This is a genomic window from Bacteroides sp. RTP21281st1_H5_RTP21281_210402 (assembly GCF_040918965.1).
Lineage (GTDB): Bacteria > Bacteroidota > Bacteroidia > Bacteroidales > Bacteroidaceae > Bacteroides > Bacteroides congonensis.
Genome location: NZ_JBCOWR010000007.1, coordinates 327461 through 342289 on the forward strand (window position 1 = coordinate 327461; position 14829 = coordinate 342289).

A 14829-nucleotide genomic window follows, 5' to 3' on the forward strand; every position below is an offset into this window, starting at 1 on the left:
GCACGGGGTGCATTCAGCACTTCGGCACTATGCTTGCAGATCATGGCTTCCGTCTGTGAGAAGAGGTCTATGTATTGTTGTTCAGCATTCATCATTATTCTCCTACTTCTTTCTTAATCCAGTCATATCCTTTTTCTTCCAGTTCCAGGGCAAGCTCCGGTCCGGCAGTTTTTACGATACGGCCTTTATAAAGTACATGTACCACATCCGGTTTGATATAATCGAGCAGACGTTGATAGTGAGTGATGACAATCGTGCTTGTATCGGGAGTTTTCAGTTTGTTCACTCCTTCGGCTACAATACGGAGCGCGTCGATGTCCAGGCCGGAGTCTGTTTCGTCGAGAATACTCAAACGGGGTTCAAGCATTGCCATCTGGAAGATTTCGTTGCGTTTCTTTTCGCCACCGGAGAAACCTTCGTTCACCGAACGATTAGCCAGTTTATTGTCCAGTTCAACGACTGCACGTTTCTCACGCATCAGTTTCAGGAACTCACTGGCTGTCAGTGCGGGCAGACCTTTATATTTGCGTTGCTCGTTCACGGCAGCACGCATAAAGTTCACCATACTTACACCGGGAATTTCCACCGGATACTGGAAACTAAGGAAGATACCTTCGTGGCTACGGTCTTCGGGACTCAACTCCAACAGATTCTTTTTATAAAAAGTGACCGAGCCTTTCGTTACCTCAAAAGCAGGATTACCTACCAGGACGGAAGAAAGTGTACTCTTACCGGAACCGTTCGGCCCCATGATTGCATGTATTTCGCCCGGCTTCACCGTCAGGTTGATGCCTTTCAATATCTCTTTGCCATTAATGCTGGCATGCAGGTCTTTTATTTCTAACATAATCACTTTTATTTTTTATCCTACACTTCCTTCCAACGAAATAGTAAGCAACTTCTGCGCTTCTACCGCAAATTCCATCGGAAGCTTATTCAAAACTTCTTTCGCATATCCGTTCACAATCAGTCCGATAGCATCTTCTGTCGGGATACCGCGCTGATTGCAATAGAATATCTGGTCTTCATTAATCTTGCTTGTCGTAGCTTCATGCTCCACCACTCCTGTCTCATTGCGAATATCCATATACGGGAAAGTATGCGCACCGCACTTATCTCCCAGCAACAGAGAGTCACACTGGCTGTAATTACGGGCATTGTCCGCTTTCTCCGCTACACGTACCAGTCCGCGATAGGAATTCTCGCTATGTCCGGCAGAAATACCTTTACTCACAATCGTGCTACGGGTATTCTTGCCCAGGTGAATCATCTTCGTACCGGTATCCGCCTGCTGATAATTGTTTGTCACAGCCACGGAATAGAACTCGGCAGTCGAATTATCGCCTGTCAGAATGCAGGAAGGATATTTCCAGGTAATTGCCGAACCGGTTTCCACCTGTGTCCAGGAGAGTTTGCTATCCACTCCTTTGCAGTTACCGCGTTTTGTCACAAAGTTATATACACCGCCCTTCCCTTCGGCATCTCCCGGATACCAGTTCTGAACAGTGCTGTATTTTACTTCGGCACGGTCGTGCACGATGATTTCCACGATAGCGGCATGCAACTGATTTTCATCACGCATCGGAGCCGTACATCCTTCGAGATAAGAAACATAGGAGTCATCATCCGCTATAATCAACGTACGTTCAAACTGTCCCGTGTTACGGGCATTGATACGGAAATAAGTGGAAAGTTCCATCGGGCAGCGTACCCCTTTCGGAATATAAACGAATGAACCGTCCGAGAACACAGCCGAGTTCAACGCAGCAAAGAAATTATCACGGTAGCCTACTACCGAGCCCATATATTTCTTGACCAAGTCCGGGTGCTCCCGTACCGCTTCACTGAACGAGCAGAAAATAATTCCTTTCTCCATCAGTGTCTCCTTGAAGGTAGTCTTTACGGAAACGGAGTCCATAACGGCATCCACCGCCATTCCGCTAAGCGCCATCTGCTCTTCCAAAGGGATTCCCAGTTTATTGAATGTCTTTATCAGTTCAGGGTCTACTTCTTCCATACTCTTCGGCCCTTCTTTCTTCTTGGTCGGGTCGGCATAATAGGAAATAGCCTGATAGTCAATTTCAGGAATACGGAGATGTGCCCAGGTAGGCATCTCCAGCGTCAGCCAATGACGGTACGCTTTCAACCGGAAATCCAGCATCCACTCCGGCTCGTCCTTCTTCGATGAAATCAAACGAATCACGTCCTCATTGAGTCCACGCTCAATGATATCCGTATGCACCTCTGTAGTGAAGCCATACTTATATTTCTCTTCCGCAAACTTCCTGACAAACTCATTATCGGTCTTCTTCCCTTCGAGTTCATCTTTCTGATCGGGTTTCTTTTTATTGGGTTCTTCTTGTTGCATCTTTATTCTCTAATATATATTGTTGCGTCATATTCTTTGCGGCAGGAAAAAATATCCCCGCAAACGTTTCCATCGGATAATATAACAAAGATTCCTCCTTTTTTGTTGCACTAATTAACTTATTATCGCCATCAATGAACTGTATCGCACCAATCGCCACACTTGTTAACAACAGGAACTTCAATGCTCCCAGTCCGCTTCCCAACCAACGGTTCAGCCAATTCAAGGAAACGGCTTTCATAGCTTTTGTCAACAACGAAGCAATCAGTACAAAAATCAGCGGGACGGCTATCCAAATCATGATAAAAGCCAATACCTGCGCAACGGTCATCGAATCGGTCACTGTCGGACAGAGCTTTTCCGCCAAAGAAGCGTACAAAGCCTTCGCCGCCATCAGGCCGACTATCAATCCCAAGATAGAAGCCAACTGACGAATGAAGCCTTTTATAAAACCTACAATCGCCCCTGCGCCCACTATAATAAGGATTATGATATCAATCGTTGCCATATATCTCTGTTCTATTATATAATTCAGGCACGGATTTCACGAATCTCACGGATTTATTAAGAACCGTGAAATCCGCGTAATCCGTGCCTGATATAGATTCAGCACTGCTTTATTACAGTGTCTGTTTCACTTCAATTTCTTCGAACGCCTCGATCATATCGCCCACCTTCATGTCGTTGCAGTTCACTAAGCTGATACCGCACTCGAAGTTTGTACCTACTTCCTTCACATCGTCCTTGAAACGTTTCAAAGCATTGATGTTTCCGGTAAAGATAACGATACCATCGCGAATCAAACGAGCCTTGTCGCTGCGTTTCACCTTGCCGCTCTTCACCATTGCACCTGCTACAAGACCCACCTTCGTGATGTTGAACACTTCGCGGATTTCGATAGTCGCAGTAATCTGTTCCTTCAGTTCCGGAGCCAACATACCTTCCATAGCAGCCTTCACCTCTTCGATTGCGTCGTAGATGACAGAATACTTACGGATGTCGACACCTTCCTGGTCAGCCATCTTACCGGCAGCGCCCGAAGGACGTACCTGGAATCCGACGATAATCGCATCCGAAGCGGCAGCCAGAGAAACGTCTGACTCGGAGATTGCTCCCACACCCTTATGGATGACATTTACCTGAATCTGTTCCGTAGACAGCTTGATCAACGAGTCGCTCAATGCTTCAACAGAACCGTCCACGTCACCCTTAACGATGATGTTCAATTCCTGGAAGTTACCCAAAGCAATACGACGGCCCAATTCATCCAATGTAAGGATTTTCTGTGTACGCAAGCCTTGTTCACGAGCCAACTGTTCACGCTTGTTGGTAATTTCACGAGCTTCCTGATCGCTTTCGACTACATGGAAAGTGTCACCTGCGGCAGGAGCGCCATTCAATCCCAGAATCAATGCCGGTTCGGAAGGCCCTGCTTCCTTGATGCGCTGGTTACGTTCGTTAAACATAGCCTTCACACGTCCGTAACTTGTTCCCGCCAAGACGATGTCTCCTACCTTCAAGGTTCCGTTAGATACCAACACAGTCGCTACATATCCACGTCCCTTATCCAATGAAGACTCAATAATGGAACCCGAAGCGTTACGATTCGGATTTGCCTTCAAGTCAAGCATTTCAGCTTCCAGCAATACTTTCTCCAACAGATCTTCTACCCCCATACCTTTCTTGGCTGAGATATCTTGTGACTGATACTTACCACCCCATTCTTCAACAAGGTAGTTCATAGCGGCCAGTTCTTCTTTAATCTTATCCGGATTTGCAGTCGGCTTATCCACCTTATTGATAGCGAATACAATAGGTACTCCTGCTGCCATCGCATGGTTGATTGCTTCCTTCGTCTGCGGCATCACGTTATCATCGGCAGCCACAATAATGATGGCAATATCCGTTACTTTCGCACCACGGGCACGCATAGCGGTAAACGCCTCATGACCCGGAGTATCCAGGAATGTGATACGGCGTCCGTCTTCCAACTTCACGTTGTATGCACCGATATGCTGTGTGATACCACCGGCTTCACCGGCAATTACATTCGCCTTACGGATATAGTCAAGCAAGGAAGTCTTACCATGGTCAACGTGTCCCATCACCGTAACAATCGGAGCGCGCGGCAGCAAGTCTTCCGGCGCGTCTTCTTCTTCAACGATGGCCTGTGCCACTTCCGCACTTACATATTCAGTCTTGAATCCGAACTCTTCGGCAACCAGATTAATAGTTTCCGCATCCAGACGCTGGTTGATAGAAACCATGATACCGATGCTCATACAAGTAGCGATAACCTGATTGACAGAAACGTCCATCATCGTTGCCAGTTCATTGGCTGTTACGAATTCGGTGAGCTTCAATACCTTGCTGTCTGCCATTTCCTGGTCTTCCAGTTCCTGCATACGGTTGGAAGCCATTTCACGTTTTTCCTTACGGTATTTTGAAGTCTTGTTCTTGCCTTTGGTTGTCAGACGTGCAAGCGTTTCTTTTACCTGTTTTGCTACATCTTCCTCGCTCACTTCCTGTTTGATAACAGGCTTTTTGAAGCGGTCTCTATTGTTATTGTTATTTCTCCGGTTGTTATTGTTGCCTTGGTTGTTGCCACCACCAGCGTTACCACCGTTGTTGCCACCATGTCCACCGGCACCGCCTTTACCTTGTACATTCGGCCTCGGAGCAGCAAAGTTGGAAGTTGCCACGTTGTTCACGTCCACCTTCTCCTTGTTGATACGGTTCCGTTTCTTCTTGTTAACGTCAGCGTTATCTTTCGCTCCCACTTTCGGTTGCTTGAGATCATCCTTACGAATCTCTTTGATGATAGCTTCCTTCATCAACTTCTTCTGATCCTGACGGATTTTATCTTTCTCTTCGCGTTCACGGCGTTTCTCTTCCTTCGATTTTTTCTTGGGACGAGTAGACTGGTTCAATGCTGCCAGGTCAATCTGGCCGATCACATTTATCTTCGCACCCAATTCCGGTTGACGGATTTTGAATACCTCATCGTCTTTAGAAGGTTCTTTCTCTGCCGGTGCTGCCGGTGCGACTTCTGCCGATGCTGCTTTTACAGGTCTTTCCACTCTGTTATCTTCTTCCGCCTTCACAGGTGCAGCTTTTACCTTCGGCTCTTCTTTAATCACTTCTTCCACTACTTTTTCAACTTCTGCCGGTTTCTTTTCTACTGTAGGTTCCGGTTGTTTCACAGGTTCCGGTCTTACAGGCTCCGGTTGTTTCACTGCCTCAGGCTGTTTCACAGGTTCAGCTTGTCTTACCGGTTCGGCTTGTTTTACTGTTTCAGTTTGTTTCACCACTGGTTCGGGCTGAACAGGTGCTGCCACCTCTTCCACCTTCGCTTCGGGTTCTTTCTTCACTTCAGGTTTAACAACAGGTCGTTCCACAACAGTTTCTTTTTTCTGTTCCGGTTCTTTTTCCACCTTTTCTGTTTTACGACCGTTCAATTTATCCAAGTCTATTTTCCCGACAGGTTTAAACTTCGGACGTGCATCCTCAGGTACGACTGTCTTGATCACATCTTCCGACTTCGGTTTCTCTGACTGTTTTTCGAAGCCTTCAATCGAAACCGACGCCTTATTACGATCCTTATTCTGACGTTCCTGAATGAAACGCTCCGATTCAAGTCTAAGGTTCTTGTCTGTACTAAACTCCTTCACGAGTATAGCGTACTGCTCCTCGCTAATTTTTGTATTAGGATTAGCCTCAACGGTATGCCCTTTCTTTTGCAGGAACTCAACAACCGTTGCGATTCCTACATTCAAATCTCTTGTAACTTTGTTTAACCTTATCGTCATATTTAAAATTTAATGAATAAATGGAGCGAAGAAAATCCCAATCGTAATTACCTGATTACTCTTGTTCCTTTTCCGGTTCTTGTTCTTGTCCTTGTTCCGGCTCTTCTTCTTCAAACTCCGATTTCAAAATGTGTATTACCTCGTCCACTGTCTCTTCTTCCAAGTCCGTCTTTTCAATCAACAACTCGCGTGGAGCATTCAACACAGCCTTCGCCGTATCAATGCCGATAGCCTTGATCGCATCAATCACCCATCCGTCGATTTCGTCTCTGAACTCATCGAGATAGATATCCTCATCAGCTACATTCTCATCCAACTCACGGAACACGTCGATAGTGTACTCAGTTAACATACTGGCCAGCTTGATATTCAAACCGCCTTTACCGATAGCCAGCGATACTTCTTCCGGTTTGAGGAACACCTCCGCTTTTTTCTCTTCCTCATTCAGACGGATAGAAGAAATTTTTGCCGGGCTCAAAGCGCGCTGTATAAACAATGAAATATTCGATGTGTAATTGATTACGTCGATATTCTCATTGCGAAGCTCACGAACGATGCCATGAATACGACTACCCTTTACACCTACGCAGGCTCCTACGGGGTCGATTCTGTCATCATAAGATTCTACCGCAATCTTGGCGCGTTCGCCGGGGATGCGGGCAATCCTCTTGATGGTAATCAAGCCATCATTGATTTCGGGTACTTCCATCTCAAACAGACGTTGCAGGAAAACGGGAGAAGTACGTGACAAGATAATTTTGGGATTATTGTTCTTGTTGTCCACGCGGGCAACCACTGCACGGGCCGTTTCACCTTTACGATAGAAATCGCTCGGGATTTGTTCGGTCTTGGGCAACAGCAGTTCGTTTCCTTCATCGTCAAGAAGCAACATTTCCTTTTTCCAGATCTGATATACTTCCGCATTGATGATTGTACCTACCTTATCTATATATTTATTATAAATACTGTCTTTTTCAAGTTCCAGAATCTTGGAAGCCAGTGTCTGGCGGAGATTCAGGATAGCACGACGGCCGAATTTCGCAAAGATAACCTCGTCAGTCACCTCTTCGCCTTCTTCGTAGGAAGCATCGATCTTCTGTGCTTCGCTCAACGAAATCTGCATATTCGGGTTAGTCAAATCTTCATCGGCCACAACTTCACGGTTACGCCATATCTCGAAGTCACCCTTGTCCGGGTTCACGATTACGTCGTAATTCTCATCGGTGCCAAACATTTTCGCGATTACGCTACGGAACGACTCTTCGAGTACGCTGACCATCGTCGTTCTATCGATATTCTTCAGTTCCTTAAATTCCGAAAATGTATCAATCAAGCTGATTGTTTCTTCTTTTTTGGCCATAACTATTTAAAGCTAATTAAGTATTTAGTATATTTTATTTGCTCATAAGTGAAGGTTTCGTCCTCTTCTACCAGCTTCGGGCGCTTGGAACCTTCCATTTTAACTTTCTTCTGTACGGATACCGTAAACTTCTCTTCATCAGCATCCTTCAGGACACCTGCCAGTTTCTGTCCGCCTTTTGTCATCACTTCCACCTCTTGTCCGATGTGAATGTAATACTGTTGCAGCACTTTAAAGGGCTGTCCGATGCCGGCCGAACCCACTTCCAGTTCATAATCTTCCTCTTCACGGTTCAGTTTCGACTCTATGAAGCGGCTAAGCTCCACACAATCCTCAATCCAAACACCTTCTGCATGGTCAATTTCGACCACAATCTTGTCATCCGGGCTCACGGTCACCTCTACTAAAAAGTAGTCTTTTCCTTCCAGCCACTCTTCTACAATCTGACAAACAGTTTTCTTTTCTATCATTTATTCACTATATAAGAACAAAAAAAGGAGCTTAATTGCCCCTCCACCTTTCATCCGTTTCCGGTTGCAAAGATATAAATAATCTGTTCGACTACAAAACATTAAAGAAAAAAAGTATGAATTAACAGTCTTATCTTCGTATCTTTACAGCGCAATTAAAAAAACAGGCACTATGGCACACCGTCTCAACACCAATAAACAGTTTATGCTAGGTAATGGAATCCTGGCTTTTGCAGTCATATTCGTTGTGGTTATTTTTGTATACATGAGTATGCGCCTGCAACGGGAGAAACAGGAAGAACGACATTTTATCGAAACTTATACGATCAGTCTGGTGAAAGGATTTGCCGGAGATTCCATTTCTTTGTTTGTTAATGACAGCCTTATTACCAACAGGATCATGCCGGAAGAACCCTATACCGTGGAAGTTGGACGTTTCGCCGAGCAGAGTGCCTTGCTGATTGTAGATAATAATACAGAATTAGTATCGACCTTCGACCTTAGCGAAAGAGGCGGAACTTATCAATTCGAAAAAGAAGCGGACGGGATTAAGCAATTGGCCAAATAGTAACAGCATTAACTAAGTTTGTGCCACTACATTGGCACAACCGTGCCATCGCATTGGCATGACTGTGCCACCGCATTGGCACAAGTATGACAATGCAATGGCACTACCTTGGCAAATAAAGTACTCTAAATTTCCGTTCGATATTTCTTTAATTCTTCCCGTAAAGCGAGCGCTTTGCCTTCCGTTAATTGATTCAAGAGCGCCCAAAAACGTTCACTATGATTCATTTCACGAGTGTGACATAGTTCATGCAAAAGCACATAGTCTATCAAATGTGAAGGTAACAGGACTAAATAATAGGATAAATTTATATCTTTTCGTCCCGAACAACTTCCCCATCTTCCCTGACTGGAGTTTATTTTCACACTAGTATAGGATAATCCGCATTGCTTTGACAAACGCTCTAAACGAGGTGGAAGAATGCTCTTTGCATTCCGCCGCATTGATTCTTCAATCACTTTACGCAACCAGTCCTGTAAATTCTCATCAGTAAAGTCCGCGGTAGGCGGGCAGATGATTTGCATAAATCCCAATCGTGAATTTGCCAGGAACTGTTCTTTATCCCCAGATACTAAAGACAATTTGAAAAATTCGGTATCAATCTTATAATTCAAATCAATCAGCGGGCGATTCAGTCGCCGACGGGAAGCCAGCAACTTACCACGTAAATTCTCAACAGCCTGCTTTATCTCTTTCATCGTTGTTCCGGACGGAACTGAAACATATATTGCATCGCTCTTGGTACGAAAGACAAGACTTTTAGCACGTTGGTTCACACGCACCACCAATCGCCCTAATTCTTCATCCTCTATAACTGCTTCCTTCATCATAAACCTCCTAACAATCACCACAAAAGTAATAAAAAAGAAGATTCTACCTAAAAAATCTTATTCAAGATGCAACTTTATAAGAATATGAACCGTCTAACTTGTATAACACCATAGAAATTCAAAATTATGAAAACAAGTTTATTAGCCTTATTTGCAACGGGACTGGTTCTAATACTGACCGCAGGTTCCTGTTTACAGGGAAAACACGTAACCGGCAGTAAAAACTATCTCACTAAAAAAGTAGAAGTCGGACACTTCAACGAAATTAAATTATTGGGTAGTGCAAATGTCACGTACCACCAAGGTTCTCAAAATTACATAGAGATTTACGGCTCCGACAATATCATTCCACTTTTGGAGACTTTTGTTGACGGCAATACACTTATTGTAAAGTATAAAAAGAACGTTACTATCTGGAAAGGCAAACTGGAAGTCAAAGTCTTTTCACCGGAACTGAATAAATTAACTATTAATGGTTCAGGAGATATACATTTTGCTAATGGCATACAGACCAAAGAAGATATATCACTCAGCATCAACGGTTCGGGAGATATTAAAGGAAAAGATTTCAAATGCCGGAAAATGTCTGTTTCCATCAGTGGTTCGGGAGATGTGAAGCTTCAGCAAATAGAAAGCGAGGAATGCACTGCGAGCATCGCCGGCTCCGGTAATATCGGCCTGAGTGGTAAAACGCTCAATGCCAAGTATAAAATCGCAGGTTCGGGAGACATTGCAGCCGGTAATCTGAAATCAGAAAATGTTTCGGCAAGTACAACCGGCTCCGGTAGCATTAGCTGCTATGCCAGTGGAAAATTAACAGCACGTGTGACAGGAAGCGGTGATATAGCCTATCGGGGAAATCCTCAGGAGATAGATGCTCCACGAAAAAACATACGGCAGATTAAATAATTTCAGAAACCTAAATGGACTACCGTACAATGCAGTACAGTAGTCCATTTGTTTAATAAAGCAGATTCGACATTACAAACTTTCACTAAAATGAAACAATAAACTCGTCAAGTTTGGCAGGGATACCTTCCTTATGAAATATCTTTTTATAAAGCAGCTTTCGACTCATAGAGACAGCACTTTGCGTACGACATATCAATTGAGAGATAGCCGAAGCAGGTAGTCTGATTTTTAACAACAAACAAATACGCAACTCTATTGTAGTAATAGAGGGATGCAAAATAAATAACCGGTTTGTAAAGCCGTCATAAGTTTCGTTAACCACCTGCTCCAGTTTCTTCCAATCAGAGCCAGTCAATACAATCGTTGGATTCTCAATCGCCTGATAGCAATATGCATAAATATCAGATTTTCGAAGTGCTTCCTCCAACAAAGCTTGTTGTTTTTGAAGAGTCTCTATCGCCTGGTTAGTTTGTTCCAATTTTTCTTTTTGTACTAGAAGCAGTTCTTTACAAAGCATATCTTTTTCCTGTTGAATGGAATCTATCTTTCCCTCCAATTCTTTAATTACCTGTTTATTGCTTTCTATATACTGTTTACTTTTTCGATATTGCTCCTCATAGATGTTTCGTAATACTTCTTCTTGTTTGCAGGCTGCTTCTTTCTTCATCCGATTATATTGAATAGTAACACCTACTACAACCGCCATAGTAACCATTACACATATTATCCACGCACGTTGTTTTGCATTTTCCTGCCGTAACTCCTCTTTTTCTTTTTCCATATGATGCAAATCATACAAGACTTTTATTTTTTGCAATGACTTGATATTAGACTGCGCATAAGTACTATCAGAACATTCTGCATATTTTTCAAGATAAGCAAGCGCGCGCTCACAATCCTTATCTTTTTTCACTATCTGATACAAATTCCAACAAGCATATTTCTTTTCAGCCCAATCCTCATTCTCCAACCCACATTTGAAATAGACAACTGCCGAGTCTTTTTGCCCATTATGCAAAAATAGATTCCCCAAAGCATTATAATTAAGCTTATTGCTATCCTTTTCTTCATTTGTTATTTTCTCCAATATTTCCCGTGCTTTATCATTATTACCGGTTTTGATATAAGCATCTGCCATGTTTTGCCAAATATCCACCTTTTTATCTAGCATATCTCCACAGAGTTCCGATTGTTTATACGCTTTCTGATAGTAATATAAAGCACTATCCGTTTGATTTTGCAAATTATAGACATCGGCTAAATTACATAACACATCAATGCAAGCCTGCTTGTCATTTCCCGCCAAAGAATAAGAGCAGGCTATTTGAAGTTCCCGTATAGCCTCTTTGAAAAGATTCATATAAACAAACGATTTCCCGATTTGATTATATATCCGTCCAATAAAAGCATCATCTTTAACTTTTGCAGATTGTTCTAAAGCCCTAAAGGAATAAAGCAATGCAGCAGGATCATCCTCTGCCTTCAATTCAAGATGCCGCTGTCCCATAAAATAATAAGCTTTCATCAACTTATCACTTTCCTTTCTTTCCTCATAATACCGGACTACATCAGACAATAGTGAATCATATGGATTGGGAATATCACACTTATCACACGCTTCAGCAACCAATAAATTATAATACATTCTTGTCGATAATGGCTCTTTCCGTATCTGCTCTTCTAAAGAATCGAGAATAATCAAGACACTATCCGGCTTCTTTTCTATAATATTTTCAACGTATGATATATATTCCGGAATTGGTTCATGACATGCATACAAACAGATTACAACCAGCAATAAATATAATAATAGATATATGTTTCTCATCCGACTCAGTTTTGGTTTGTTATATGTGTCGTACAAAAATAAATAATATTTTCTATAAAATGCAACAAAGAAAAGGATAATTATCCAGTTGGCATATATGAATGATTTCAGAAATAATTAAGTTTATCCATTTGAACTTTTCTGAATTATTTCTGAAATTGGATATAAAGAAAAACCCAATTATATATCGTAAATTTAAAGCATCAAAATGCACCAAGCAGCATCACAGGAAATTTTAAAGCAAGTTTGTTACTATTCAATTGAAACAATGACAGGATGTTAAATCTTAAAATATAAAACAATGAAATGGTATTTTTCAGTATTAGTACTTTACAGTTCCTTTTGGGGATTTCTCGGTTGGGGCATTCAGGGAGAAATAACTGGATTGATAATAACCTTAGCATTATATCTAACAAGTATGCTGATTACTATCTTTAATTTTAAAAATCCAGTTTTAAAAGAAGCTTTGATAATACTTTATGTTCCCAGCATGATTGTTTATGCTATTATAAAAAATTATGGTTCAATGAGTAATTGGAAAGTCATATTTATCATAATCGCGATACTCCTGCAAGCAGGTCTTCTAATTCCATACTATTATTATAAAGCTAAAAAGAAGAAGGATACAAAATTCTAAAAGAAAAGAGACATCAGACTCAATGCTCGCAAAAAAAACATAAAAGGGCTACTGCATCACGCGGTAGCCCATTTATTTAGTTAGTTTCATTATAAAAATTTGAGAGAATTGAAAACTTCACAGTTTCGCTTTCGTTGTTGTTTTAATTAAGCACACTAACTATATTATATGTTTAAAGCAAATGAAAATGTCTATTCGTTTATAACCTGCACCTTGTGGTTAATCCTCGCCAAACTGTCAGCGAGTACCTGATCGGCTTTCGTATCATTCGAGATAGCGACCGACGGTGCTGTTACTTGTTTACCAATGGTATCCGTTGCCAATACACTTCCGTCATCACCGGAGAAAGAATGTTGTGCAACATTCCCCAACGAAAGGATGATTGCAATTACGGCAGCGGCCTTGAACAGAGGAACGAAACGGCCGGTCAGTGTCAAGCGTTTTGCTTTTACGACCACAGGCTCCACCTCTGCCAGAATACGAGCGTCAAAGTCTTCGCCCAGTCCTACTCCCTGCTGAACCTGCTGATAAACAAACAAGTTCTTATAGCGAAGCAAATGAGCCGGTACATCTTCTTTTGAGAAGAAGTCGCGCAATGTAGCTTCTTCCTCGATGGAAGTTTCGCATTGCCAGTATCGCTCCAGGAGCTGTTCTATATCCTTATAATCCATATTCGTCAATTTCTAAATACCTTTGTTTTACCTTTTGCCTGGCTCTGAAGAGGTTCACTTTAACCTGTTCCTCTGTCAGATTCAGCAGGGCTGCAATTTTTTTATAGCTTTCACCTTCAATGTCCCTCAGTTGCATGATAAGCCGCTGTTTTTCGGGAAGTTCGTTGACCAGTCTATTGATGATGTTCATTCTTTCATCATGCACCATCTGGTCATACGGACTGTTTGCATCAGGTTCTTCCTCCATTTCGGGGGTGAGTTCCACGTTCTGGGCTTCTTTCTTCTGACTCCGGTCTATCGCCAAATTCTTTGCCACTATCAGGCAATAGGCTTCGACCGATTCAAATTGCGACCACTCATCACGCTTGTTCCACACTCTTATCATGGTGTCCTGAACGACATCCTCGGCTTCAGCCCTATCCAGGGTAATTCGGAGCGCCAGTCGAAAGAGTTTATCCTTCAGTGGCAAAATATCGTTTCGGAAGCTGATTTCTTGCATCTCTATAATAATGACGGGCTAGGATATGAAAAGTTACAGTTGCCCACTACTTTTTTTTGAATTATTTTTTTATTCTTGTTCCACCGTTGTCGTTAATCGCTGACGCTAAGGTAATTATCACTTCAGACACTCCCGCATTTATTGCTTCAAAAGAGTTCTCCAACTTTGGAATCATACCACCTTGAATAACGCCGTCGGCTACGTATTGTTCGAATTCGGCACGGGTAATCTGCGGAATCACACTATCGTCATCGTTCTCGTCACGCAGCACGCCCTTCTTCTCGAAGCAATATACCAAAGTCACATCAAACAAGGCCGATAAAGCCTTTGCCGTCTCTCCGGCAATGGTATCTGCATTGGTGTTCAGCATGTTTCCCTGCCCGTCATGGGTCAACGGTGCCATCACCGGAACTACACCTTTATGTATCAAGTCAGACAACAAAGTAGCATCTACCTTTTCCACATCACCGACAAAGCCGTAGTCCACCTCTTTCACAGGACGTTTCACCGAACGGATTACATTCATATCCGCTCCGGTCAGTCCCAGCGCATTGACTCCACGAGCCTGTAGCCCGGCCACAATACTCTTATTCACCAAGCCGCCATACACCATTGTCACCACTTTCAAAGTCTCCGCATCAGTGATACGACGCCCGTTTACCATTTTACTTTCAATACCCAGTTGTGCGGCAATCTTTGTAGCCGAACGACCACCACCGTGAACCAGCACTTTATGCCCGTCGATAGCGGCAAAGTCATTTAACAACTGACGAAGGGTGGCGTCCTCTTCTACGATTTTGCCACCCACCTTAATTACTGTTAGTTTTTCTCTCATTTCTTATATCTTTAATTCAAGCACGGATTACACGGATTTCAC

15 protein-coding genes are annotated in these 14829 nt (G+C 42.8%); 3 read left to right on the top strand and 12 right to left on the bottom strand.

Going from position 1 to position 14829, the window contains the following annotated elements; translation table 11 throughout:
* From AB5443_RS12950 to rimP, 7 genes are all read right to left on the bottom strand, one after another.
* The coding region (locus AB5443_RS12950) for a hypothetical protein (RefSeq protein WP_368119611.1) at positions 1 to 95 on the bottom strand (95 nt) is incomplete at its 3' end.
* Positions 95 to 847, bottom strand: a complete 753-nt coding sequence (gene sufC, locus AB5443_RS12955) for a Fe-S cluster assembly ATPase SufC (protein WP_277131595.1) — start codon at positions 845 to 847, stop codon at positions 95 to 97. The genes sufC and AB5443_RS12950, both read right to left, overlap by 1 nt.
* Positions 848 to 862: 15 nt before the next feature.
* Positions 863 to 2368, bottom strand: coding sequence for a Fe-S cluster assembly protein SufB (gene sufB / locus AB5443_RS12960; RefSeq protein WP_022137578.1), 1506 nt, complete (start codon positions 2366 to 2368; stop codon positions 863 to 865).
* Positions 2346 to 2876, bottom strand: a complete 531-nt coding sequence (locus tag AB5443_RS12965) for a CvpA family protein (RefSeq protein WP_277131596.1) — start codon at positions 2874 to 2876, stop codon at positions 2346 to 2348. The genes sufB and AB5443_RS12965 overlap by 23 nt, the downstream gene beginning before the upstream one ends.
* A gap of 112 nt (positions 2877 to 2988) precedes the next feature.
* On the bottom strand, positions 2989 to 6177 hold the full coding sequence (infB, locus tag AB5443_RS12970; RefSeq protein ID WP_073346844.1) for a translation initiation factor IF-2: 3189 nt from the start codon (positions 6175 to 6177) through the stop codon (positions 2989 to 2991).
* Positions 6178 to 6232: 55 nt separating this feature from the next.
* Positions 6233 to 7537, bottom strand: a complete 1305-nt coding sequence (gene nusA / locus AB5443_RS12975) for a transcription termination factor NusA (protein ID WP_195406722.1) — start codon at positions 7535 to 7537, stop codon at positions 6233 to 6235.
* A gap of 2 nt (positions 7538 to 7539) precedes the next feature.
* Positions 7540 to 8007 (bottom strand): ribosome assembly cofactor RimP, encoded by a 468-nt coding sequence (gene rimP / locus AB5443_RS12980; protein WP_044654516.1) that lies wholly within the window; start codon positions 8005 to 8007, stop codon positions 7540 to 7542.
* Positions 8008 to 8179: 172 nt separating this feature from the next.
* On the opposite strand from rimP, the gene AB5443_RS12985 reads away from it, so the two are divergent.
* Complete coding sequence (locus AB5443_RS12985) at positions 8180 to 8575, top strand: hypothetical protein (protein WP_022136737.1); 396 nt, start codon at positions 8180 to 8182, stop codon at positions 8573 to 8575.
* Between the two features lie 125 nt (positions 8576 to 8700).
* On the opposite strand, the gene AB5443_RS12990 is transcribed toward AB5443_RS12985, so the two are convergent.
* Entirely contained in the window at positions 8701 to 9405 is a 705-nt protein-coding gene (locus AB5443_RS12990) for a SprT family zinc-dependent metalloprotease (RefSeq protein WP_044654517.1), read from the bottom strand.
* Positions 9406 to 9531: 126 nt separating this feature from the next.
* Here AB5443_RS12990 and AB5443_RS12995 point away from each other — a divergent pair, with 126 nt between their 5' ends.
* A complete protein-coding gene (locus AB5443_RS12995; protein ID WP_368113675.1) occupies positions 9532 to 10314 on the top strand; it encodes a head GIN domain-containing protein in 783 nt (260 codons plus the stop codon).
* 85 nt (positions 10315 to 10399) lie between these two features.
* Here AB5443_RS12995 and AB5443_RS13000 read toward each other — a convergent pair whose 3' ends face one another.
* Positions 10400 to 12145: a tetratricopeptide repeat protein gene (locus tag AB5443_RS13000; protein WP_368113676.1), complete on the bottom strand. Its 1746-nt coding sequence runs from the start codon at positions 12143 to 12145 to the stop codon at positions 10400 to 10402.
* 301 nt (positions 12146 to 12446) lie between these two features.
* On the opposite strand from AB5443_RS13000, the gene AB5443_RS13005 reads away from it, so the two are divergent.
* Positions 12447 to 12782 (top strand): hypothetical protein, encoded by a 336-nt coding sequence (locus AB5443_RS13005; protein WP_022136733.1) that lies wholly within the window; start codon positions 12447 to 12449, stop codon positions 12780 to 12782.
* A 191-nt stretch (positions 12783 to 12973) separates the two neighbouring features.
* Here the strand turns inward: AB5443_RS13005 and AB5443_RS13010 are convergent, their stop codons facing one another.
* The 3 genes from AB5443_RS13010 to argB all read right to left on the bottom strand — a co-directional run bounded on the left by AB5443_RS13010 (position 12974) and on the right by argB (position 14787).
* On the bottom strand, positions 12974 to 13453 hold the full coding sequence (locus tag AB5443_RS13010; RefSeq protein ID WP_368113677.1) for a hypothetical protein: 480 nt from the start codon (positions 13451 to 13453) through the stop codon (positions 12974 to 12976).
* Positions 13443 to 13952 carry an RNA polymerase sigma factor gene (locus AB5443_RS13015; protein WP_044654420.1) on the bottom strand — a complete coding sequence of 170 codons (510 nt, stop codon included), beginning with the start codon at positions 13950 to 13952 and terminating at the stop codon, positions 13443 to 13445. The genes AB5443_RS13010 and AB5443_RS13015 overlap by 11 nt, the downstream gene beginning before the upstream one ends.
* A 61-nt stretch (positions 13953 to 14013) precedes the next feature.
* Positions 14014 to 14787: an acetylglutamate kinase gene (gene argB, locus AB5443_RS13020; RefSeq protein WP_073346849.1), complete on the bottom strand. Its 774-nt coding sequence runs from the start codon at positions 14785 to 14787 to the stop codon at positions 14014 to 14016.
* Positions 14788 to 14829 lie beyond the last annotated feature (42 nt).